This is a genomic window from Clostridium sp. KNHs205, from assembly GCF_000702945.1.
Lineage (GTDB): Bacteria > Bacillota > Clostridia > Lachnospirales > Lachnospiraceae > Anaerocolumna.
This window is the reverse complement of sequence record NZ_JNLE01000005.1, coordinates 1280225-1304246: the sequence shown is the minus strand read 5'-3', so window position 1 is coordinate 1304246 and position 24022 is coordinate 1280225. Positions and strand designations below refer to the sequence as shown.

Annotated in this window: 18 protein-coding genes; 15 read left to right on the top strand and 3 right to left on the bottom strand. The window is 37.7% G+C overall.

What is annotated here, in order from left to right:
* Positions 1-49: 49 nt before the first annotated feature.
* Positions 50-970: a YegS/Rv2252/BmrU family lipid kinase gene (locus tag BR73_RS0125135; protein WP_033168514.1), complete on the bottom strand. Its 921-nt coding sequence runs from the start codon at positions 968-970 to the stop codon at positions 50-52.
* A 369-nt stretch (positions 971-1339) separates the two neighbouring features.
* On the opposite strand from BR73_RS0125135, the gene BR73_RS0125130 reads away from it, so the two are divergent.
* From BR73_RS0125130 to BR73_RS0125085, 11 genes are all read left to right on the top strand, one after another.
* The gene (locus tag BR73_RS0125130; RefSeq protein ID WP_033168513.1) at positions 1340-2020 is read left to right on the top strand and encodes a LiaF domain-containing protein; all 681 of its coding nucleotides are present in this window, start codon (positions 1340-1342) and stop codon (positions 2018-2020) included.
* The gene (locus BR73_RS0125125) at positions 2017-2883 is read left to right on the top strand and encodes a DUF4097 family beta strand repeat-containing protein (protein WP_033168512.1); all 867 of its coding nucleotides are present in this window, start codon (positions 2017-2019) and stop codon (positions 2881-2883) included. The genes BR73_RS0125130 and BR73_RS0125125 overlap by 4 nt, the downstream gene beginning before the upstream one ends.
* A 275-nt stretch (positions 2884-3158) precedes the next feature.
* Positions 3159-6107, top strand: coding sequence for an insulinase family protein (locus tag BR73_RS0125120; RefSeq protein ID WP_033168511.1), 2949 nt, complete (start codon positions 3159-3161; stop codon positions 6105-6107).
* Between the two features lie 193 nt (positions 6108-6300).
* The gene (gene era / locus BR73_RS0125115; protein WP_033168510.1) at positions 6301-7215 is read left to right on the top strand and encodes a GTPase Era; all 915 of its coding nucleotides are present in this window, start codon (positions 6301-6303) and stop codon (positions 7213-7215) included.
* A 90-nt stretch (positions 7216-7305) separates the two neighbouring features.
* The gene (locus BR73_RS29220) at positions 7306-7491 is read left to right on the top strand and encodes a hypothetical protein (protein WP_197032724.1); all 186 of its coding nucleotides are present in this window, start codon (positions 7306-7308) and stop codon (positions 7489-7491) included.
* Positions 7439-8182 (top strand): DNA repair protein RecO, encoded by a 744-nt coding sequence (gene recO / locus BR73_RS0125110; RefSeq protein ID WP_033168509.1) that lies wholly within the window; start codon positions 7439-7441, stop codon positions 8180-8182. The genes BR73_RS29220 and recO overlap by 53 nt, the downstream gene beginning before the upstream one ends.
* Positions 8183-8258: 76 nt before the next feature.
* On the top strand, positions 8259-8855 hold the full coding sequence (locus tag BR73_RS0125105; protein WP_033168508.1) for a hypothetical protein: 597 nt from the start codon (positions 8259-8261) through the stop codon (positions 8853-8855).
* Between the two features lie 66 nt (positions 8856-8921).
* Positions 8922-10310: a glycine--tRNA ligase gene (locus tag BR73_RS0125100; protein WP_033168507.1), complete on the top strand. Its 1389-nt coding sequence runs from the start codon at positions 8922-8924 to the stop codon at positions 10308-10310.
* Positions 10311-10625: 315 nt separating this feature from the next.
* The gene (gene ppdK, locus BR73_RS0125095; protein ID WP_033168506.1) at positions 10626-13250 is read left to right on the top strand and encodes a pyruvate, phosphate dikinase; all 2625 of its coding nucleotides are present in this window, start codon (positions 10626-10628) and stop codon (positions 13248-13250) included.
* 180 nt (positions 13251-13430) lie between these two features.
* Positions 13431-13688, top strand: coding sequence for a DUF3781 domain-containing protein (locus tag BR73_RS0125090; protein WP_033168505.1), 258 nt, complete (start codon positions 13431-13433; stop codon positions 13686-13688).
* A 191-nt stretch (positions 13689-13879) separates the two neighbouring features.
* Positions 13880-14779: an AraC family transcriptional regulator gene (locus BR73_RS0125085; protein WP_033168504.1), complete on the top strand. Its 900-nt coding sequence runs from the start codon at positions 13880-13882 to the stop codon at positions 14777-14779.
* A 344-nt stretch (positions 14780-15123) separates the two neighbouring features.
* Here BR73_RS0125085 and BR73_RS0125080 read toward each other — a convergent pair whose 3' ends face one another.
* Positions 15124-15942, bottom strand: coding sequence for an AraC family transcriptional regulator (locus tag BR73_RS0125080; protein ID WP_033168503.1), 819 nt, complete (start codon positions 15940-15942; stop codon positions 15124-15126).
* Between the two features lie 138 nt (positions 15943-16080).
* Between BR73_RS0125080 and BR73_RS0125075 the strand changes: the two genes are divergently transcribed.
* On the top strand, positions 16081-19083 hold the full coding sequence (locus BR73_RS0125075) for a glycoside hydrolase family 2 TIM barrel-domain containing protein (protein ID WP_033168502.1): 3003 nt from the start codon (positions 16081-16083) through the stop codon (positions 19081-19083).
* 187 nt (positions 19084-19270) lie between these two features.
* Here the strand turns inward: BR73_RS0125075 and BR73_RS0125070 are convergent, their stop codons facing one another.
* Positions 19271-19903 (bottom strand): DUF624 domain-containing protein, encoded by a 633-nt coding sequence (locus tag BR73_RS0125070; RefSeq protein ID WP_033168501.1) that lies wholly within the window; start codon positions 19901-19903, stop codon positions 19271-19273.
* 283 nt (positions 19904-20186) lie between these two features.
* Between BR73_RS0125070 and BR73_RS0125065 the strand changes: the two genes are divergently transcribed.
* The 3 genes from BR73_RS0125065 to BR73_RS0125055 all read left to right on the top strand — a co-directional run bounded on the left by BR73_RS0125065 (position 20187) and on the right by BR73_RS0125055 (position 23943).
* Positions 20187-21149 (top strand): ABC transporter permease subunit, encoded by a 963-nt coding sequence (locus BR73_RS0125065; RefSeq protein WP_033168500.1) that lies wholly within the window; start codon positions 20187-20189, stop codon positions 21147-21149.
* A gap of 13 nt (positions 21150-21162) precedes the next feature.
* Positions 21163-22086, top strand: a complete 924-nt coding sequence (locus BR73_RS0125060) for a carbohydrate ABC transporter permease (RefSeq protein WP_033168499.1) — start codon at positions 21163-21165, stop codon at positions 22084-22086.
* Between the two features lie 63 nt (positions 22087-22149).
* Positions 22150-23943: an extracellular solute-binding protein gene (locus BR73_RS0125055; RefSeq protein ID WP_033168498.1), complete on the top strand. Its 1794-nt coding sequence runs from the start codon at positions 22150-22152 to the stop codon at positions 23941-23943.
* The last annotated feature ends 79 nt before the right edge of the window (positions 23944-24022 follow it).

Genomic DNA, 24022 nt, shown 5'->3' with positions numbered 1-24022 from the left:
TTAATAATTTGTTACCTTTCAGAGAAGCTAATTAAGTTCAATTAATATATTACTGTAAAAGCTGCAATTCATTATGCTGGCATATTATTTTATATTCCTTCACTTCACCGGGGCATTCCCCGTCTACATGAATTACCTCTGGGCGGGACAGCCTGACAGCTAACTCCCGGCAATTGAAGGTTTCAACACCTTTAAAACGGGTATGTCTGCCGAATAACAGGGTAGGCAGCAGGAAGAGTATTAATAGCTTTGAGAGGCCGTGGACCATACAAATAGAAAGAAGTCCGTCATTAGGGTCTGCCTCCGGGGCCATTTTCATACCTCCACCCTCATATTTTTGAATCATAGTGGTAATCAGCAGTATCTTGTGATATTCAGTAAATGCTCCGCCATCGGCAGAGACCTCCCCGTTCATAAAAGGCTTGGCAAAAATCTGCCTTATTGCCAACAGGATGTAGGTTAACTTACCAAGCTTTAGATGATTTAAAAAAGTTTTTAAGGAGCTTTTAAGGGCTTCCTGGCATACGGATGCGTCATAACCGGCGCCCGAACTTATCAGGAATCTGGTCTCTTTCTTATCGGAACCTGTTATAACTCCAATATCCATAAGACGTAAATGTCTGCACTGAAGGATGTTATTAAGATTTATAAGGGGATCTTTTGACAGACCTAAACTTCTGCCCAGATCATTGCTGGAACCGGCTGGGATATAGCCTATATTTACTTTTTTCAAGTCGGGTATGCCGTTAACTACTTCATTTATGGTACCGTCGCCTCCGACGATTATAAGCTTGACAGGTTCAGTACTGGCTTGACAGATTTGCTCTGCCAGCTGGCGGCCATGGCCGAAATGTTTTGTTAAATAACTTTTATAAGGAACGGATTGTCTGTCCAGTTCTTCTTTTATCCGATGCCAGGTATGTATACCTTTACCGGTGCAAGAGCTTGGATTGATAATGATATGATACATGGCGTCCTCTTTCTATTTATATAAGTTGATAGTTAACATTTTCTTCAACGTGAAAAAAGCATTCTGTATAGAATTTAATCTTGTACGTGTCAGGAAAACAAGTCAACTTATATTACCTTTAAATCTATGTAAATTCTAACTAAGATTAAATGCAAAGTCAACTATATAAACAGAACTTATGCAGAGATTCCTGTTATTGTTAACAATCCCGTTAAAGAAAGCAATAGATTATTACAGATGCCACTCAAAACATATGACAAATGTAACTTGAGTGTTCCTGGTTTTTTCAGTATGATAATAACATAGATGTTGCACAAATAAGTTGCACAATGCAGCAAAGCTGCAGAATGAATGAAGGAGGATTTGGCTATGAAGATAACACCATCGAATTTTATATGGGGTCTTATTTTTATTATACTTGGTGTAGGTTTTGGTGGAGATGCAATGGGATTATGGGATTTTAACCTGTTCTTCTCAGGCTGGTGGACGCTGTTTATTATTATACCTTGTGCCGTAAGTATTTTTCAGAACGGTATCGGAACCGGAAACGTAATAGGGCTTATAATCGGTTTACTGCTCTTATTGGGACAGCAGGATATACTGAATTTTGATGTGGTAGGAAAACTTATCGTTCCCATTGTTTTTGTTTTAATCGGATTAAGCATTATTTTTAAGAATACATTTCGTGGTAAAAGAGATGAATTCAGAAATGTAAGATTTCAGGGTGGCTCTAATCAGCATTCCGCCATATTTGCAGGAAATGAATATCACATTCGTGGTGAGAAATTTATGGGAACCAGTATTAACGCCATATTTGGCGGAGTAGAGTTAGACTTAAGAGATGCTATTATTGAAGAGGATATTGTAATCAACGCAACTACTGCATTTGGTGGAATTGATATTACAGTGCCTTCTAATGTAAATGTTAAGGTATCTAACGTTCCGATTTTTGGAGGAGTGAGCAATAAAGCAAGCAAAACCTTTAATGAGTCGCAGCCGACGATCTATATTAACTCTACCTGTATGTTTGGAGGGATTGATATTAAATGAGTGAATTACAGAAAATAATTAAGTATGCAGCAATGGCGTTTGCCATATTCCTGGCGGTTATAATCATAACCGGTATAGTAAGCGGCTTACTGGCACTGACCGGTGTGATTGGCGCAGTAACAGACGGGAACAGTAAAATTGAAATGTCCAATGGAGAAACTGCAGATTTTGACAAAGAATTTGAAGGTGTAAAAAACCTCTACATTGAAAATGGAGTTGGAGAACTTTCAATAGTAGAAGGTAGCGACATGAATATCCGTGTGACTGCAGTAGATGTTGCCAGTGATTTTGAAGCAAAGATAGTCTCCGGTAATGAACTTAAAATAAGCACAAAATCAGATTTTTGGAATATTTTTAACTGGGGTATAAAATCCCATAAAAAGCCCCGAATCACTGTGTATCTTCCCGAAGGCTATGAAGGCAGAAATGTTAAAATCGATGCTGGTGCCGGTAATATCAAGATTGAAGAATTAAACTGTGAAGAGCTTGACATAGATGCCGGAGTCGGAAATATAAAAGGCTATAACATATATGCCAGAGATTTGCAGGTAAATGGCGGTGTTGGTGAGATTAATTTAACGGGTGTAACCGCAGAGGGTACAGACATAGATGCAGGAGTCGGAAATATTGATATTGAAGGAACCTTATCCGGTAAAAATATTGTAAATGCAGGGGTTGGAGAAATCGACCTTAGTCTGACCGGCTCTACGGATGATTACAATATAAAGGTAAATCCCGGTATCGGAAGCATTTATATCGACGGCAACAAGTATGGTGAATTATCCTGGAATAATGCTACAGCAGATAATTCCCTTGATATTGACGGCGGTGTAGGCAATATCAGTATAGAATTTAAAAAATAAGATTAAGAAACTAAGTTATAAAAAATATAACCAGATGCATGCCAGCTTAAGTAAAGGTTGGTATGCATCTTTTTATTATCAAATATCAGATTGCACCAGTGAAAATGAGAGGAATCAAATAAATAAAGCAGAAAGGAAATCAGTGATAAGAATACAGAAAGGCAATTATGGCAATAAATATAACAATAATCTGTTATACATGACAACATTGAGAAAATATGGTATAATATCCAATAGTTGCAGTTATGAATAATGGTAAGAAAAGGAGGTACATTATGGCAAGAAACATAAAAAGCAGCAAAGAGTTAGGAAACCTTAACGAATACGAGCTCCTTTTAGAAGAAGAGCTTAAGGATATAAACAGCTTTGGCGTGCTTCTGAAACATAAGAAGACAGGAGCAAGAGTAGCAGTTGTCTCAAATGATGATAACAATAAAGTATTTTCAGTAGGATTTCGTACACCTCCCGTTGACAGTACGGGGGTAGCACATATCATTGAACATTCCGTATTATGCGGCTCCAGGGATTTTCCGGCGAAAGATCCTTTTATCGAACTGGCAAAGGGGTCCTTAAATACCTTTTTAAATGCAATGACTTATCCGGATAAGACCATATATCCTGTGGCCAGCTGTAATGAGCAGGATTTTCAAAATCTTATGCACGTTTATATGGACGCGGTTTTTTATCCTAATATATACAAGAAACAGGAAATCTTCAGACAGGAAGGCTGGCATTATGAGCTGGAGAAAGAAGATGGTGAATTAATATATAACGGTGTTGTTTACAACGAGATGAAAGGTGCTTTTTCTTCTCCCGAGCAGCTCTTATTCCGTACCATTCAGAACTCCTTATTCCCGGATACTGCTTATGGAGTGGAGTCAGGCGGTGACCCAGAATATATTCCGGACTTGACGTATGAGAACTTTCTGGATTTCCATAAGAGATATTACCATCCCTCCAACAGCTATATTTACCTGTATGGAGATATGGATATTAATGAGAAGCTAACCTGGCTTCATGAGAAATACTTAAAGGATTTTGATTACCTTTTTGTAGATTCCGAGATTAGATTCCAGGAGCCATTTGCAGAAAGAAGAGAATTAATCAGCTACTATCCTTTAAGTGAGCAGGAAGATGCAGCTGCTAATACCTATTTCAGTTATAACTTATCCATCGGCACCAACCTGGACAGAGAATTGTGTATGGCCTTCCAGGTGTTGGAATATGTGTTATTATCAGCACCCGGCGCTCCCTTAAAGCAAGCTCTCTTAGATGCCGGTATCGGTAAAGATATTATCAGCAGTTTTGACAGTGACACTTATCAGCCCATATTCTCTGTGGTTTCCAAAAATGCGGAAAAGGACCAGCGAGAGGAATTCCTAAAGGTTATTAAGACTACCTTGGAAAGCCTGGTAAAGAAAGGGCTGGACGAGAAATCACTGAAGGCAGCCATTAATTATTATGAATTCAAATACAGAGAAGCAGATTTCGGACAGTTCCCGAAGGGATTAATGTATGGCATCCAGATGTTGAGCAGCTGGCTTTATGACGATGGCAAGCCTTTCCTTAAACTGAATTCCAATGTTATATTTGAAAACCTGAAGAGCAAGATCAATACAGATTACTATGTAAGGCTCATTGAGAACTATCTCTTAGGTAATCCCCATGTGACTCTTGTAACTTTACTTCCCAAACAGGGACTTACTTCCAAAAAGGAAGCACAGCTAAAAGAAAAATTGCAGGCCTACAAAGAGAGTCTGACGAAAGAAGAGATCACCAGGCTCATTGAAGATACCATAAACCTGAAGAAATATCAGGATACCCCTTCTACCAAAGAAGAACTTGAAAGCATTCCGCTGTTAAGCGTAGAGGACATTGATAAGAAATCCCAGCCCTTCTATAATGAAGAGAAGGATGTGGATGGAATTACCATTGTGCATCACGATGTCTTTACAAACGGGATTGCTTATATGAGGCTTATCTTCGATCTGGAAGAGATTCCGAAAGAACTGACACCTTATATCGGACTTCTTTCCTCCGTATTGGGTCTTGTAGATACAGAGCATTACAGTTACCTGGAATTGTCCAATGAAATCAATATCCATACCGGCGGTATCAGCTGTGATCTGAGCTTTTATGGACGAAAAGGCAGCACAAGTGAATATCTGCCGGCACTGATACTGGATGTTAAGGCGCTGTATGAAGAAATGGATGATGCCTTTGATTTATTAAAGGAAATCATAAGCTTTACGAAATTCGATGATAAGAAACGTATACAGGAGATTATTTCTGAGATAAAATCAAGACTCCTTATGCATATAACTTCAGCCGGACATTCTGCAGCTGTAGACAGGGCTATGTCCTACTTCTCAGAATCCTCAAGGTTCAGTGAAGAGACAAAGGGTATTTCCTTCTATAAATTTATCGAGGGTCTGGATGCAGGCTTTAAGGAGAAGGCAGATGAGGTAATCAGTAAATTAAAGCTCTTAATGTGCTATATCTTCCGAAAGGAAAATCTGATTATCAGCTTTACCTCCGGTGAAGACGGTCTAGATACCCTGAAAGGCAAACTTCTGCCTTTTGTTGAGCAGCTTAAGGAAGAACCTGTTGAAAAGCTTGCAGAGCATTTTGAGCTGAGAAAAGCAAATGAAGGCTTTAAGACCTCCGGACAGGTTCAATATGTAGCCCGTACCGGTAACTTCTTCCAAAGCGGATATGAGTACACCGGTGCCTTAGATGTATTAAAGGTCATTATGAGTTATGAATATCTCTGGAACAATATCCGTGTAAAAGGCGGAGCCTACGGCTGTATGTGCGGCTTCTCCAGTATCAGCGGTAACGGTTACTTTACTTCTTACAGAGATCCTAACTTAAAGGAAACCAATGAAGTATACGACAGGGCTGTTGACTATATCAGGAACTTTACCGTTGATGACAGGGATATGACAAAATACATCATCGGAACTATCAGTAATATTGATACGCCCCGTACTCCTCGCATGAAGGGAGATGTTTCCATGGGGGCCTTCTTAACAGGAGTTACAGAAGCAGATATACAAAAACAGAGGGATCAGATTCTGGGTGCAACCAAAGAAGATATCCGTAAGCTATCAGATATCGTTCAGGCAATATTGGACTGCGGTAATCTCTGTGTTATCGGCAGTGAGAATAAGATCGAGCAGAACAAAGACTTATTCCTGGAAGTCAAGAATCTTTCGAAATAATATGTATTTAAGACAGCATCCGGTTGATATTTAAGTTGTATTAGCACTCATATCTTAAAGATAAAAATATCTGGATATGGGAAAACCTAAACTACAGCTTGTATAGACAGAAACCGGATGCCTGTCTGTTATATAATGAGATTAACTATCCGTTTACAAACGTAAGGATAAAAGAAAGTGTGAAGAAGAATAAATGAAAAAGCAGGAATACAAATCAGGGTTTGTTACTCTTATCGGGCGGCCCAATGTTGGAAAATCAACTCTTATGAACCATTTAATCGGGCAGAAGATAGCAATAACCTCGGATAAGCCCCAGACAACCAGAAACCGGATACAGACAGTATATACACAGGAGGATGGACAGATTATTTTCCTGGATACGCCCGGTATTCATAAAGCCAAAAACAAGCTGGGTGAATATATGGTATCCATTGCTGAACGTACCATGAAGGAAGTGGATGTGATACTCTGGCTGGTAGAGCCCTCAACTTTCATCGGTGCAGGAGAAAGGCATATTGCAGAACAGCTTACGAAAATAAAGACCCCTGTAATTCTTGTCATAAACAAAGTTGATACGGTAAAGAAAGAAGAAATCTTAAAATTTATCGATACCTATAAAGATCTCTATCCCTTTGCTGATATCGTACCGGTTTCTGCCTTAAAGGGGGAAAATACGAAAGAACTCTTAAAGACAATCTTCTCTTATCTTCCCAAAGGCCCTATGTATTACGATGAAGATACCATTACAGACCAGCCGGAGAAGCAGATTACGGCTGAACTTATCAGGGAAAAAGCCCTAAGACTCCTAAGCGATGAGATTCCTCATGGAATTGCAGTAGCAATAGACAGCATGAAGGAGCGTAAGGATGGTAGCATGATTGATATTGATGCCACCATAGTCTGCGAAAGGGACAGTCATAAAGGTATAATAATCGGTAAAAAAGGTGAGAAGTTAAAACAGATCGGAACCCAGGCAAGAAGAGAAATTGAAAATCTTCTGGATATGCAGGTAAATTTAAAATTGTGGGTCAAGGTAAAAAAAGACTGGCGCGACAGTGATTTTCTCATTAAGAACTACGGCTACGATAAAAAAGATATACAGATATAAATATTTGGATAGTATTCCCGGTTTAAAACAGGTAAGTTCAGGGCATCCTTTTAATGTAACATAAAACCTGTTTTAGAAGGGGGAAACAAGATGGGAAATAATGATTGCTGGGACAAATTTGCAAGAAGTGGTAACATATACGACTATTTGAGTTACATTGCTTGTACCGTAGAAAGAGATATGGACAAGATGAGCGGTGACAAGAAAGAGGGTGGCAGCCCAGATGATAACTTCGGCTGTGACAGGGATGGTACTTTCAGCCATGCCCGTGGGTGAGTATGACAAAAGACTAGTTATACTTACCAAGGAAAAAGGGAAAATTACAGCATTTGCTAAAGGCGCTCGAAAACCCGGTAGTGCCTTTTTGGCATGCAGCAATCCGTTTTCTTTTGGAACCTTTGAGCTTTATGAAGGAAGAAGCGCCTATACAATTATGTCAGTTAATATAACCAACTATTTTGAAGAATTAAGGCCGGATGTAGAAGGTGCCTGTTACGGTATATATTTTTGTGAGTTGGCAGATTACTATGTTCATGAATACGAAGACGGAACAGAAAGCTTAAAGCTTTTATATCAGTCATTAAAGGCATTGAGCCTTGCAGGTATTGGAAAATTACTGGTCCGAAGAATATACGAGCTTCGGATGTTTCAGATAAATGGAGTGGCACCGCAGGTATTTGCCTGTGTAAAGTGCGGAAGAAATGAGAATCTGACCAGATACAGCAGCAGCCAATCAGGTGTATTATGCGGCAGCTGCCCTTCAGGAGAAAGTGGTACCCTGAGGATTTCAGAAGCTGCCCTTTACACCATGCAATACATACTTAGTGCCCCCTTAACAAAGCTCTACACCTTTACAGTTTCAGAGGAAGTTCTTTCAGAAATTGAACTTTTTGTGGATATACATGCCAAAGGGCAAATCGACAGAGAATTGAAATCTCTCAAGATACTGAAAATGATGCTGTCCTGATAATTTTAAGTTGAAATTAGAAGTTTTTAAGGTTACAATGGAAAAGACTTTATTAAAATCCATACGGAGGAAGATTATGCAGAAATTGGTTTTGAGTGCAACCCTCGTATTGTGCCTCATTATGCTGGCGGGATGCAGCATAAATGATGAAATCGATTCGAAGAAAACAAGTAATAATACGTTTTTGTTAAAGGAAGACGGCAGTATAGAGTCAGCTACCGTGGAGGACTTTGACAAGACTTATTACGATAACGCTGAGCTTGAAGCTTATGTAACTGAAAAAATCAATAAATATAATACAGAAAAAGGCAGTGAAGCTATAACAAAAAAGAGCTTGGAAATAAATGAGGGTAAAGCGTTACTGATTCTAACTTATGCAAGTATAGAGGATTATAACATTTTTAATGAAAAAGATACCGTACTGCTGTCGGCAGCACAGGCAAAGAGCGGAAGTGTTGAATTGCCTCAGACCTTTACAGCAGTCAAAAAGGGTAAGGCCACAGCAGCTGCAGCAGCACTGGAAAATAATAAATATGAGGTGCTGATCGTAAAAGAGAAGCTTGACGTATTACTGCAGGGTACTATAAAATACTATACTGGCGGTACCTTAAAGGACAAGCATGGAATTCAGACATCTGATGAGGAATCAACTGTCATTATATTCAAACCATAAAACAGCAGTACTGTTTATGTTTATACAATGTTATATTAAGCCCAAGAAGGCAGAGGGAGATTTAAGATGGAAAAGACAATGGAGAAAATAGTAGCCTTGGCAAAGGCAAGGGGGTTTGTGTATCCCGGTTCTGAGATTTACGGAGGGCTTGCGAACACCTGGGATTACGGAAACCTGGGCGTGGAGCTGAAAAATAATGTTAAAAAAGCCTGGTGGTCAAAGTTCATACAGCAGAATCCTTATAATGTAGGTGTTGACTGCGCCATCCTGATGAATCCCCAGACCTGGGTGGCTTCCGGACATTTAGGCGGTTTCTCTGATCCTTTAATGGACTGTAAGGAATGCCACGAAAGATTCCGTGCAGATAAGCTTATAGAAGATTATGCGGCAGAGAAAGAGATTACCTTTGAGAATGCTGTAGATGCCTGGTCACAGGAAGAAATGAAATCCTACATCGATGAACATAGTATAAATTGCCCTACATGCGGCAAACATAACTTTACCGACATCCGCCAGTTCAACCTTATGTTTAAGACCTTCCAGGGAGTAACAGAGGATGCTAAGAATGTCGTATACTTAAGACCTGAAACAGCACAGGGTATTTTCGTAAACTTTAAGAACGTACAGAGAACCTCCAGAAAGAAGATTCCATTTGGTATCGGTCAGGTAGGTAAATCCTTCCGTAATGAGATTACTCCCGGAAACTTTACTTTCCGTACAAGGGAATTTGAGCAGATGGAGCTGGAATTCTTCTGCGAGCCGGATACAGACCTTGAATGGTTTGCATACTGGAAACAGTTCTGCATCGACTGGTTACTGACCCTTGGTATGAAGAAGGAAGAAATGCGTATAAGAGACCATGAAGCAGCAGAGCTTTCTTTCTATAGTAAAGCAACTACAGATATCGAATTCCTTTTCCCTTTTGGCTGGGGAGAATTATGGGGAATCGCAGACAGAACAGATTATGACTTAACCCAGCATCAGAATGTATCCAAAGAAGATATGGGATATTTTGATGATGAGAAAAAGATTAAATACATTCCTTATGTTATAGAGCCTTCTTTAGGTGCAGACAGAGTAACTCTTGCCTTCCTTTGTGGTGCATATGATGAAGAAGACTTAGGCGACGGAGATATCCGTACAGTACTTCATTTCCATCCTGCACTTGCCCCTGTTAAGATTGGTGTACTGCCTCTTTCCAAGAAGCTTTCCGAAGGAGCAGAGAAGATCTTTACAGATTTAAGCAAGATCTACAACTGTGAGTTCGATGACAGAGGAAATATCGGTAAGAGATACAGGAGACAGGATGAGATTGGAACACCTTTCTGCATCACTTATGACTTTGAATCCGAAAACGACGGTGCAGTTACCGTTCGTGACAGAGATTCCATGGAACAGGAAAGAATCCGTATCGAAGACTTAAAGGCATATTTTGAAAAGAAATTCGAATTCTAAAAATTAGTGTAAAAAAAGACATTACTCTTTTATTACTCTTTTTCAATGGATTGTATCACAGGCAGCCTGTTATTTGTGTGTTTGTTATTTATGATAGGTAGATGGAATATAATGGAAAATTATTTATTAATATTGACGGCAGCCTGTGTTTTTATATTTTTTTAACAATATTTATAAAGATTATATTGTTAAATATAATTTTTATCATATTTTAAAGGAAAAAGCTCTTTCCTTAATTAGCAATCTTATGTTATAATGTTAAACGGTGACTAGAAAGTCAAATTATTGAAATTGAATTAGGAGGTTATTACCAAAATGGCAAAATGGGTATATTTGTTCAAAGAAGGTAAAGCGGATATGAAGAATCTGCTTGGTGGTAAAGGTGCTAACTTAGCCGAAATGACCAATTTAGGTCTTCCCATCCCTCAGGGCTTTATTGTAACAACAGAAGCTTGTACCGACTATTATAAGAGCGGTAAGAAAATAACTGATGAAATCAAAGGTCAAATCTTTGATTCACTTAAGATTTTAGAAGCAGAGCAGGGAAAGAAATTCGGAGATACTGAGAATCCTTTATTAGTTTCAGTACGTTCCGGTGCCAGAGCTTCCATGCCTGGTATGATGGATACAATCCTTAACTTAGGTTTAACAGATGCAGCAGTAGAAGGTTTTGCAGCAAAAACTGGTAATCCCAGATTTGCTTATGACTCATACAGAAGATTTATCCAGATGTTCTCTGATGTAGTTATGGAAATCAGCAAAGCGAAATTCGAAAGAGTTTTAGATGAAATCAAAGAGAAGAAAGGTGTTCATTACGACACTGATCTTACTGCTGAAGATTTAAAAGAAGTTATCACTGCATTTAAAGCATTATATAAAGCAGAAAAAGGTACAGATTTCCCTCAGAATCCTGCTGATCAGTTAATCGAAGCTGTAACAGCTGTATTCCGTTCATGGGACAACCCTCGTGCTATCTACTATAGAAGAATGAATGATATCCCTGGAGATTGGGGTACAGCCGTTAACGTTCAGGCCATGGTATTTGGTAACATGGGCGAGACTTCCGGTACAGGTGTTGCTTTCACACGTAACCCTTCCACTGGTGAAGCTAAGATTTACGGTGAGTACTTAATCAACGCTCAGGGTGAAGACGTTGTTGCTGGTATCAGAACTCCTCTGCCTATTACAAGACTGGAAGAGGATATGCCAGAAGTATTTACAGAGTTCATGAGAATCGCTAACCTGCTTGAGAACCACTACAAAGATATGCAGGATATGGAGTTCACAATCGAAGATAAGACATTATACTTCTTACAGACACGTAACGGTAAGAGAACAGCTCCCGCTGCTCTTCAGATCGCTTGCGATTTAGTAGATGAAGGAAAGATCACAAAGGAGCAGGCTATCGCAAGAATCGAAGCTAAATCCTTAGATCAGTTATTACATCCCGGATTTGATGTTGCTGCATTAAAGGCAGCTAAACCTGTTGGAAAAGCTCTTCCTGCTTCTCCTGGTGCTGCAGCTGGTAAAGTATACTTTACTGCTGATGATGCTAAGAAGAACCATGAAAAAGGTGAAAGAGTTATCCTTGTTCGTCTTGAGACATCACCTGAAGATATCGAAGGTATGCATGCAGCTGAAGGTATCTTAACTGTACGTGGTGGTATGACATCTCACGCAGCCGTAGTTGCTCGTGGTATGGGAACTGCTTGCGTTTCCGGTTGCGGTGAAATCGTAATTGATGAAGAAGCTAAGTACTTTACAATTGCTGGACAGACTGTGAAAGAAGGAGATTACATCTCACTTGACGGTTCTACCGGTAACATCTATATCGGAGATATCCCTACTGTAGAAGCAGCAATCAGCGGTAACTTCGACAGAATTATGACATGGGCTGATGAAATCAGAACATTAAAGGTAAGAACAAATGCAGATACACCTGCTGATGCAGCTAACGCTGTTAAGTTCGGTGCTGAAGGTATCGGTCTTTGCCGTACAGAGCATATGTTCTTTGAAGGTGAAAGAATCCACAAGATTAGAAAGATGATCCTTTCTAAGACTGTTGAAGCCAGAGAAGAAGCTCTTAACCAGTTAATACCTTTCCAGAAAGGTGACTTCAAAGGTTTATACGAAGTTATGGAAGGAAGACCTGTTACTATCCGTTTCTTAGATCCTCCGTTACATGAGTTCGTACCTACAGAAGATGACGATATTGCTGCATTAGCAAAAGATATGGGTCTTTCTGTTGAAGAAGTTAAAGCTACTTGTGATTCCTTACACGAGTTCAACCCTATGATGGGACACAGAGGCTGCCGTCTTGCCGTAACATATCCTGAAATTGCTAAGATGCAGACAAGAGCAGTTATGGAAGCAGCTATCGAAGTTAAGAACGAAAAAGGATTTGATATCATTCCTGAAATCATGATTCCTTTAGTAGGCGAGAAGAGAGAGTTAAAATTCGTTAAAGATATCGTAGTTGAGACTGCTGAAGCTGTTAAGGCTGAAAAAGGCTCTGACATCGAATACCACATCGGTACAATGATCGAGATTCCTCGTGCAGCATTACTTGCTAACGAGATCGCTGAAGAAGCTGAGTTCTTCTCCTTCGGTACTAACGATTTAACACAGATGACTTTCGGATTCTCTCGTGATGATGCTGGTAAGTTCTTAGATTCTTACTACACCAACAAGATTTTCGAATCTGATCCTTTCGCAAGACTTGATCAGGAAGGTGTTGGCCAGTTAGTTAAAATGGCATCCGAAAAAGGTCGTGCTACAAGACCTAACATCAAGCTTGGTATCTGTGGAGAGCACGGTGGAGATCCTTCAACAGTTGAATTCTGCCACAATGTAGGACTTAACTATGTATCCTGCTCACCTTTCCGTGTGCCTATCGCAAGACTTGCAGCAGCACAGGCAGTATTAAACGCTAAAAAATAATAAATCTTTGACATTAAGTGGTTTGGCTTAAGACAGACTGAACTTAATCAGTAAAGATTAATAGAACACCCTATCATGTTAAAGTGATAGGGTGTTTTTTCTAGGTGCCTTTGATTCATGTATAATTTTATTAGTACATGTGGTATTATTTGATAACATACTAGTGGAAGGGTTAAGAAAATGGAACTTAGCAGTCAAAATGAGCTGATTTTAAACCTTGATAGGTTACATACAACTGAATTAGGTATCATGAGAATTAAGAGAAATCTATCTTTAGAGGTCGAGGATGTAGTTAATTGGTGCAGAGAGAAGATAGAAAGTACAGATGCTTATATAGTTAGAAAAGGTAAGAACTGGTATATAAATATTGATAATTGTACAATAACAGTAAATGCATATAGTTATACTATAATTACAGCGCATAAGACTCACATGTAAATCATAGTTTAGTACATTTTTTCATATACACGTTGTATTTATGTCGAGTAGTTTTTTTGAATATAGAAAGAAATGCACCCGTGGGATATACATACTTAGAGAATGCACACTGAAATATGAACTTTTGCAAGTCATGTGAAGATATAAAATCTTTCTTTTATTATACTAAATATGAAAGGAGGCGATACGATTTGTATGAATGGATATATGCAATTCAAAAAATGATTGATTGGATTGATGATAATGCGATAAATAATCCTTCACTTAGTGAGATTTCTGGGCAAATAGGATATTCACCTTACTATTGTTCAACACAATTTCACCGGATCGCAGGAATGACATTAAAAAGTTATATGGCTAAACGGCGTTTGTGTAAAGCTACACTTGCTATAAGAGATTCTTGTGATGGAATCACTGATATTGCACTGGATTATGGATTCTCATCACAGACTGCTCTGACGAGGGCGTTTAAGGATGCATACGGATGTACACCGGCTGCCTACCGAAAAAATCCTATTCCAATTCCGATATCTATGAAAAAAATCGTGATTACCCCTTCTTATTATATTGAAAAAGGAGATTTGACAATGGACAATTTGGTTTTACCTTCCTATCGAATTGAGTATATTCCTGCTCACAGATATCTAGGAGTGTATAAGCGGTCAACTACTAAAAACGGTGTGATATGGCCAGGGCATGATTGTGATCTATTAACAGGAATTGTATCGAGTATTAGTGATACATATACACATCCAATAGTAACCGGACATACAGCAGGTTGGATATGGAGCAATAGAGAAAGATATTATTTTTATGGCCTTGGAGTAAATGTTGATTATAATGGAGATATACCTGAAGGTTTCGAGTTACGAGGTGAATTTCCTGGAAGTTATTATATTGTATTCAGTCATCCGCCATTTAACTATTTATCTGCAAATGAAGAAGTTATGAGAAGGGTTGAGAAGCTTGCATGGAGTTTTGACCCAGAGGCTATAGGGTATGAATGGAATGAGGAGGTATGTCAAGATTACCAACGCCATTATCCGGAAGGGTTGGGATATCAAATCTTAAGACCGGTAAAGAAGATTTAATATATATAAGATAATGATATTAGAACATTAGTTTATATTTAATATCTGGGTATATGAGCTATTATTCATATTTATTAATAAGGGTACTTTCGGTGAGGTCTGTTCAAGGCTGCTTCAACAACCCTAGGGCTTAAGCCTGGAACAGCTGAAAATAAGAAGCACCATCCGGATACGAAAAAAAGTGAATGGTTGGTAAGATATAGTCTTAGTTAATACTTTTTGTAATAGAATGTTCAAAACGGGAAGCGAAGCAATTCGCTTCCCGTTTTTTGGCGTTGGCATTTAAATATATGTTCTTAAAATTCTTATATTTCAGGAAGCAATCGGTATGAAATTGAGATTAGCTATAATCCTCTAAATTGTGTTGGTGTAACCATTTCATATCTTTTGAAGATGGCACAAAAGTAACTGCAATCGCTAAATCCTACCTTATGTGCGATATCGTTAACCGACATTGTATAATCAGATAACATATTTTTGGCATATTGTATTCTTTTCATTGTAATATATTGAAAGGGTCTAAGGCCTAGATGTTTTTTGAATAACTTACACAAATACTGAGGAGTTATATTAGCAAGATCAGAAAGCTCCTCCAAGGTCATATCCTGATTATAATGTTCATCAATATAAAGCCTGATTAAATTAATTATACTATTTCCTTCTGAGGATTCATCTTCCTGTTTCGAATGTATCATAGTATACAAATCTACAAGTATCTCGTATAAAACGCTGGAAGCAATAAATTTTCCGGAAATATCTTCTGATTTCAAGGATACATATATTTTTTTTAAGGAAGCTTCCATTTTATCAATATTACTAATACTAAGTACCCCAAGTTGATTACTGTCAAATTTAAGCTCAGTTAAAATATCATCAATTTGATTTCCTGAAAAGGAAATCCATCTAAGTTCCCACTTGTCTGAATTTCCATAATATTCATGAGGGGAATTTGCCATTAAATAAAAGAAAGACCCTTTTTTAATTATATGGGTCTTATCATTGACCCTTAAGGTGCCTTCCCCGCTTTTACAAATAAAAATCTGATGTATGGGGTACCCATCTTTTCTTTGCATATGTGGTTGATTATCCTCATAACCTATGCCCATTACGAGAATGGGAAGGTGGCTGTTTGGAGGATTAATTGGATATATAATTTTACTCATGCTAATCACCTGTTGTTTCATATACTTATATAGAATAATATCATTTTATTGACGGTCTTACAATATGCAATATATAATATTATTGTAAATGTTAATATTGTTATATATTGAGGGAGATGTATTAAAAGGAGAGCCAAAATGAAGCAAAATAATATATATCATGAAGCACCGGACAAATTACATATAAACACAGAACCTAACAGAAATTATTATATACCATTTCCGAAAGATTCAAATCCATTTGAGGAGAGAGAGAGCTCAGATTATTTTCACCTTTTAAATGGAACCTGGAATTTTAGGTATTATGATAGTTTTCTGGATGTGGAAGAGGATTTTTTGGATAAAGGTTTTAGTGAAACAATTCCGGTTCCAGCAAACTGGCAATTATATGGTTATGACAAACCAATGTATTTGAATGTAAGATATCCAATTCCATATAATCCACCTTATGTTCCGGATGAAAACCCGGTTGGGCTATATCAAAGAGAGTTCCAGGTGGATTTATCCGATGGTTTAGAGAGATTTTTGAATTTTGAAGGAGTCGACAGCTGCTTTTATCTATATGTCAATAAAAAATTCATTGGCTACAGTCAGGTTACACATATGACGAGTGAATTCAATATCACAGAATATTTAATAAATGGTGAGAACAGTATTACAGTTATGGTTCTTAAGTGGTGCGATGGAACTTATCTGGAGTGTCAGGATAAATGGAGGTTTTCAGGAATAATACGCGATGTTTATCTGTTATCAAGACCTAAGAAAAGGGTATATAAATATACCGTAACCAGCGACTACAATAAGAATATTGACAGTGTAAATATTGATGTATTGGTGCAAACCAATACTGTGGTTTGTGTTAAGCTGCTTGATGCAGAGGATAACCTGCTTTTTGAAGCACCGCTGATTGATAATAAAGCGAAATTCGAGGTAAAATCACCAATTCTTTGGAATGCGGAAAACCCATATCTATATAAATTAATATTGTATACAGATCAGGAGACCATCGGTGAGAAGATGGGCATCCGTAATATAAAAGTTGAGAAGGGATGTGTACTGATAAATGAGGAAGCAGTCAAATTCAAAGGTGTTAACCGTCATGACAGTAATCCTAAAACAGGGGCATGTGTTACAAAACAGGATATGATAGAGGATTTACTATTAATGAAGCAACATAATATAAATGCTATAAGAACCTCCCATTACCCCAATGCTCCAATATTTCTCCAGCTTTGTGATGAAATGGGATTTTATGTGATAGACGAAGCTGATATTGAAGCACATGGCAGTGTGGAAGCATCTCATACCACGGATAACAATGGGGATTATTCTGGCATTGCATTGGTGGCTAATATAAAAGAGTATGAGGCTGCAATTCTGGACAGAATCGATTTAATGATTTCCAGAGATATTAATCGACCATCTGTTATATTCTGGTCTATGGGAAATGAAAGTGGATATAGCAAAGCCTTTGAAAGGGCAGCCAGATATATAAAGTCAGTTGATAATACAAGACTTGTTCATTATCAGAGCATGCATGAATTAGAAGGAACAGAAAAAGCCTTAGACAATGAGGAGACGCTGGATGTTGTCTCATCAATGTATTCTTCACCGGAATGGATAGAAAAACAATTTTTATCCAACCAAATGGAGAAAAGACCTTTTGTACTCTGTGAGTATTGCCATGCAATGGGAAACAGTCCGGGGGATTTAGAAGAGTATTGGAACGTATTATATAAATATGACAGATTATGTGGAGGCTTTGTCTGGGAATGGTGCGATCATGGGGTGGACCTGGGAGTAGCTGAAAATGGTAAAACTATGTACGCTTACGGCGGGGACCATAAGGAGCCGTTGCATGATGGAAATTTCTGTATTGATGGTTTGGTTTATCCGGACAGAACTCCTCATACAGGCTTAAAAGAACTTAAAAATGTATATCAGCCAATTCGTATCAATCCAATCTATATGGATAGAGGTGTATACGAATTTGTTAACACCTATGACTTTACTGAATTATCTGAGAAACTTATATGCAGATACGAAGTAACAGAAAAAGGAAGCTTAATCCTCGCAGAAGAAATGGATATAAAGTTACCTGCAAAATCGAAAAAATTAATAACAATTTCTAAACTGGCAGGATTATCAGGTGAGAGCTTGTATATTAGGTTTGTTTTTACGCAGAAGAAGGATACGGAGTGGGCTAAAAGTGGATCGGAAATTGGTTTTGTACAATTTGCTATTTGTGAAAAAGACAGAAACGTTACCCCTACTGCCTCAAAGCAACAAATTGACGTTAAGGAAAATGAACGTTTTATTGAGATACTAGGTGATAATTTTACTTATTGTTTTGATAAGCGTAAGGGATTATTTGATAAGATGGAATTTAACGATATAAGATTGCTTGAAAAGCCAATGGAATTCAATGCATTTCGTGCACCAACAGATAATGATTGTGCTGTTAAAGGTGATTGGCTCAAATTCCATTTAAATGAACTGATTACGAAAGTATACGCAACAAAGGTATCAAAAACGGAGGATTTCATAGTAATTTCCAATCATTCAGCTTTAGGCTGGTATGCTTATCATAATACCTTTGAGTTGTTCAACAAAATATATGTATACAAGAGTGGTCAGATTAAAATTAACAGTAAGGTTATAGTAGCAGATAAACGTCCTTATTTACCTCGCTTTGGTCTTAGGCTGTTTATGGATAATGGCTTTTCAGAAGTTGAGTATTATGGATATGGACCTTATGAAAGTTACAGTGACAAACATAGAGCCTCCTATAAAGGAATCTTTGCAGATAAAATAGACGAAATGTATGAAGATTATATAAAACCTCAGGAGAACTCCTCGCATTTTGGTTGCGAATACGTTAAAATTGGAAATGGAGTTTTAAGCCTTAAAATAGAATCAGAGGAAGATTTTTCGTTTAATGCCTCTGAGTATTCGCAAGAGGAATTGTCAAATAAAAAACATAATTATGAACTGAGAAAGAGTGGCTATTCCATTCTTTGCGTTGACTATAAGCAATCAGGAATTGGTTCTACAAGCTGCGGTCCGCAACTTTTAGAGAAATATCAATTGAGTGAAAAAGAGTTTGAATTTAACGTTTTTATCACACCGGAAATGTCCTAAATAGGAGTATTACTTTTTCCGCAAGGAGAAAGTAGAAGCTCTTAGATGTATGCAAGAGGAATCGTTGAGTGAGTTACCTGTCATAAAAAAGAATTCCATACCAATCTTCAATAGATTGATATGGAATTCTTTTTATTTGGATGAAAGGAATTGAAGAAATATAGGGGTATACTTTCTCAATGCTGCTTTAGTGGATGTTAGCTTGGGGGGTGGTATCAGCCTCATACTTCTTAAATACTCTTTGCAAAATATAAGAATTGCAAGATATAATAAAACAGAAACCGACAAATAACATAAAAATCTGACTGGATGGAAAGAAATATAGTATAGCGATTACCAATGTATGAATTACAACTAGCATGATAGTATCAACTGGGTTTGTCAGAGCAATATATAAAGCATTTTTAATAGTCTGTAAAAAATTATTCTTAAATCTGGCCATTAACGGAAAAACATAGATAAAGGTACAGGCAACAGCCAGTAGCATGATATAGACAAGCACAATAATAATATTAGCAAGGATACCTTCCATCGCATTCCAAAACCCAACATTAAATAGAAGTAATAAAACGATTAACCCTAAAGAGAGGAAGGTCAGAAATGACTGTAAAAACATCTCTTTAAAATGCTGAAAGTACTTTCGCATCAGATATCCGTATTCCCCTCTGGTTTCTCTCATTATGACCTGATAAAGTGCAACAAGTGCCGGACCAATTGTGACAATAGGAATACAACAAATAATAAAAACGACGTTTAAAGCTATATACTGTGCAGTTGTTGTTAAAAAGTCCATTAGAGGACTGCTCAAGTTAAATTTCATCTAATTTCCTCTCAGATAAGTTGCTTGCATAAGCGAATAAATTTTATGGTAGTATTTAAAATAATGTTTAATAATACATAAATTTTATGTTATATAGATACACAAAACTACTCTAAAAAATAGAGATGGATTACATTAATTTATAGATATTACACAAAAAATAGTCGTTATCACAAATAATTATGTGATTTAACATAGGATTTCTGATGTATTAACATTAGGGTATTTCCTTTAAAATAATGAGAGCAAGAGAGAACCGATTTTGAAAGGGGCAGGACATAAGATGGCTACAAAATTGAAACAGAACAATGCAGCGCCAAATAAAAGTACATATAAGAAGAGAAAAAATAATATAGAAGGCAAGAAGATGTTCTTGCTTATACTTCCTTTTCTTGTCTTGTGTTTTATGTTTTCGTATTACCCGTTGCATGGATGGATATATGCGTTCTATGATTATAGAGCTCCACTCAAGTTATCACAGACAGAATTTGTTGGTTTTAAGTGGTTTAAAGCATTATATAGTAATCCAACACAGGTAAAACAGATTCTTATTGTGCTAAAAAATACATTTGCAATGAGCTTTTTAGGACTGGCAACTTCCTTCCTTCCTGTTTTATTTGCAGTATTTTTAAGTGAAATTAAAAGTAAGCGGTTTAAAAATGTGGTACAGACTTTAACAACTCTTCCCAATTTCATCAGCTGGACTCTGGTTTATTCTGTAGCTTTCAGTTTGTTTTCCTCAACGGGAATGGTAAACAGTGTATTGCAAAAGTTTGATCTTATCAATGCACCGCTTAAATTTTTGGACAGCAATGATCATGTCTGGCTTATGATGATCTTATGGAGTATATGGAAAGGTTTGGGCTGGGGGGCTATAATATATCTGGCTGCGATTGCCGGTATTGACCAGGAAATGTTCGAGGCAGCTAGAGTAGATGGAGCTGGTAGATACCACATTATTAAAAATATCACGATTCCTTCCTTAATGCCTACCTATTTGGTTATGTTAATGTTTACCGTATCCAGCTTTTTATCAAACGGTATGGACCAATATTATGTCTTTCAGAATGCATTCAACAAACAGCACATTCAGGTACTTGACTTATATGTCTATAACATTGGTATGACAGGTAAAAGTTTATCATTGGCAACAGCAATCGGTATCCTCAAAAGCTTGGTAAGTCTGACATTGTTATTCTTTGTTAACTTTGTATCGAAAAAGACCAGAGGCGAAAGCATTATATAGAGAGGGGTACATTATGAAAAATAATAAAAAGGTTGGGGCTAAAAGAAAATTAACTACGGGAGATGTTCTGTTTAATACATTTAATTATACTTTTTTTGCTTTGTTCACAATTATATGTTTTTATCCATTTTACTATTTGATTATAAATTCAATCAGTTCCAATGAACTTAGTGCCAATGGCTATATTAATCTGATTCCAAAGCAGCTGCATATTCAGAATTATATAGATGTATTTCAATTAAGCGGCTTAGCAAATGCGGCATTTATCTCGGTAGCCAGAACTGTAATCGGTACAGTATGTACGGTTATGTCATCCGCTTTTTTAGGATTTATGTTTAGTCAGCAGAAATTGTGGTGCAGAAGATTGTGGTACAGAGCAGTAGTAATTACCATGTATTTCAGTGCAGGTTTAATTCCGATGTTTATGACGATGAAATCCTTAGGTCTTAACAATAGCTTTTGGGTATATATAATCCCTGCGATTGTACAGCCCTTCAACATCATCATGGTAAAAACCTATGTGGAATCTATCCCGGCATCACTTCAGGAAGCCGCAGAGGTAGACGGTGCAGGTGTGTTAACTAGATTCTTTAAAATAATACTTCCCACTAGTACACCAATACTAGCCACAATAGCGATATGGTCAGCCGTAGGTCAGTGGAATTCCTTCCAGGATACCCTGATTTATATAACGGATCAGAAACTTTATTCCTTACAGTATCTGCTATATTCTTATATCAACCAGGCAAGTTCATTGGCATTACTGGTGAAGGCATCCGGTAATTTATCAGCTGTTTCCAGTCTTGTCACCATGCAGACACCGACATCGATACGAATGACAATCTCCGTAATCGTTGTATTACCGATATTATTCATTTACCCGATGTTCCAGAAATATTTCGTCAAAGGTATTATGATTGGAGCAGTGAAAGGTTAAAGAGAAATTTTTTATTCAATAATTTAAATAAAAAATTTAAAAAGGAGAAGAGGAGGATTTACAATGAAAAAAAGCAGATTTACAAAAAGCGTGTTAAGTGCAGCATTATGCTTAACGATGCTGTCATCGATGTTAACAGGATGCAGCAAAGGCAACAACGATAATAAGACAGAAACACCAGGGGGAACAGGCGGCACAGAAACTGAAAGCACTTATAAAGACTTCATTACCGTTGATGTTTTCGACAGTCAGGCAAACTTCCAGGGAACTCAATCAGGCTGGTTCGCAAAAATAGTAAAAGACAAGTTTAATATGGAACTCAATATTATCGCACCAAATGTTGCAGGTGGTGGTGATACTCTTTACCAGACACGTTCCGCTAACGGTAATTTAGGTGATTTAATTCTTACCAATGCAAATCAGAGCAGATTAAAAGATTTGGTAAGCGCAGATTTAGTACTTGATTTAACAGATTATATCGGGAATGAAAAGAATCTGCAGGAACGTATGGATGCTATCGAGAATACCAGTAAACTTGCAGAGAAAGACGGTCTTTGGGCAGTACCCAGCCAGACCTCATTGTTATCACCAACAGAGCCAACAGAGGCAACTGATCCGACTTGTGCACCCAGTGTTCGTTGGGATTTATACGGTCAGGTTGGTTATCCTACCATTAACACTTTAGAAGACTTATTACCAGTTCTTAAACAGATGCAGGAAAAAGCGGGAAAAAGTGACTCAGGTAAGAATGTTTATGCATTTTCCTTATTTCAGGACTGGGATGGAGATATCATGCAGAATGCCGGTTCCTTTACCGCATTATATGGCTATAACCCTCAGGGTTTTGCATTATATGATGTAGCCGGTAATGATATACAAAGCATGATTGATAGCAACTCTCAGTATGTAAGAGCATTGAAATTCCTGTATGATGCCAACCAGATGGGATTAGTCGACCCTGAATCAACAACCCAGAACTTTGATTCCGTATCGGCTAAGTTCACCGATGGCGCAGTACTCTATTCCTTATGGCCTTGGTTAGGCAACGGTACGTATAATACGGCAGATAACCTGGCTGCTGGTAAGGGCTTTGCTGATGTTACGATACAGGATGGTAAATATCTAAGCTTTGGAAACACACCTTTAGGTGATAACTCCTTTGCAATTATGATTGGCAGCAAGGCAAAAGATCCTCAGAGATTAGCAGATTTTATTGACTGGTTATATTCCCCCGAAGGTGTTATGATGTCTGCCACCCAGACCGGTGGTAAATGTGGACCCGAAGGCTTGACTTGGGAAATGAAGGACGGAAAACCCGTATTCACAGAGTTTGGTAAAAAAGCATTCATAGAAATGGATCAGAAATTAGAAGTACCCGAGGAATGGGGTGGCGGTACCTGGAAAGACGGTATCTCAGCATTGAACTACAATGCCGTTGGAATTACGGAAATTAATAAAGAAACCGGTATGAATTACAACTATCAAAGATGGGAAGAATATGCTGATTTAACTGCAACTACTCTTTCAAAGGATTGGTCAGCACACAATGAGAATTATGTAACAGGCATAGAATACTACAAAGACAAGAATATGATTGCAGTAAATCCTGGTATTCCTTTCTCTGGAGCTGACTACACAACAGATATCAGCGCAATTAAGGAACAATGCAAGCAAATTATCGTTCAGTATTCCTGGCAGATGGTATTTGCAAAGAATCAGGCTGAATTTGACAGTCTGTTAAAAGAGATGCAGGATACTGCACTGGGCTTAGGATATGATCAGGTATATGCAGTTGACAAAAAAACTTGTGAAGACAGATATGCAGTAAATAAAGAGTTTTTAGCAAATAACCAATAATCGCACTCAATGCATTAATGAAAAGGGGCTGTTTCAAAACTAATTAATACTTTAGTTTTGAAACAGCTCCCTTTTTCAT

Bases quoted from the DNA above. Each gene is read 5' to 3' on its own strand.
- BR73_RS0125135 (WP_033168514.1), bottom strand. From the start codon at position 970: ATGTATCATATCATTATCAATCCAAGCTCTTGCACCGGTAAAGGTATA.
- BR73_RS0125130 (WP_033168513.1), top strand. From the start codon at position 1,340: ATGAAGATAACACCATCGAATTTTATATGGGGTCTTATTTTTATTATA.
- BR73_RS0125125 (WP_033168512.1), top strand. From the start codon at position 2,017: ATGAGTGAATTACAGAAAATAATTAAGTATGCAGCAATGGCGTTTGCC.
- BR73_RS0125120 (WP_033168511.1), top strand. From the start codon at position 3,159: ATGGCAAGAAACATAAAAAGCAGCAAAGAGTTAGGAAACCTTAACGAA.
- era (WP_033168510.1), top strand. From the start codon at position 6,301: ATGAAAAAGCAGGAATACAAATCAGGGTTTGTTACTCTTATCGGGCGG.
- BR73_RS29220 (WP_197032724.1), top strand. From the start codon at position 7,306: ATGGGAAATAATGATTGCTGGGACAAATTTGCAAGAAGTGGTAACATA.
- recO (WP_033168509.1), top strand. From the start codon at position 7,439: ATGATAACTTCGGCTGTGACAGGGATGGTACTTTCAGCCATGCCCGTG.
- BR73_RS0125105 (WP_033168508.1), top strand. From the start codon at position 8,259: ATGCAGAAATTGGTTTTGAGTGCAACCCTCGTATTGTGCCTCATTATG.
- BR73_RS0125100 (WP_033168507.1), top strand. From the start codon at position 8,922: ATGGAAAAGACAATGGAGAAAATAGTAGCCTTGGCAAAGGCAAGGGGG.
- ppdK (WP_033168506.1), top strand. From the start codon at position 10,626: ATGGCAAAATGGGTATATTTGTTCAAAGAAGGTAAAGCGGATATGAAG.
- BR73_RS0125090 (WP_033168505.1), top strand. From the start codon at position 13,431: ATGGAACTTAGCAGTCAAAATGAGCTGATTTTAAACCTTGATAGGTTA.
- BR73_RS0125080 (WP_033168503.1), bottom strand. From the start codon at position 15,942: ATGAGTAAAATTATATATCCAATTAATCCTCCAAACAGCCACCTTCCC.
- BR73_RS0125075 (WP_033168502.1), top strand. From the start codon at position 16,081: ATGAAGCAAAATAATATATATCATGAAGCACCGGACAAATTACATATA.
- BR73_RS0125070 (WP_033168501.1), bottom strand. From the start codon at position 19,903: ATGAAATTTAACTTGAGCAGTCCTCTAATGGACTTTTTAACAACAACT.
- BR73_RS0125065 (WP_033168500.1), top strand. From the start codon at position 20,187: ATGGCTACAAAATTGAAACAGAACAATGCAGCGCCAAATAAAAGTACA.
- BR73_RS0125060 (WP_033168499.1), top strand. From the start codon at position 21,163: ATGAAAAATAATAAAAAGGTTGGGGCTAAAAGAAAATTAACTACGGGA.
- BR73_RS0125055 (WP_033168498.1), top strand. From the start codon at position 22,150: ATGAAAAAAAGCAGATTTACAAAAAGCGTGTTAAGTGCAGCATTATGC.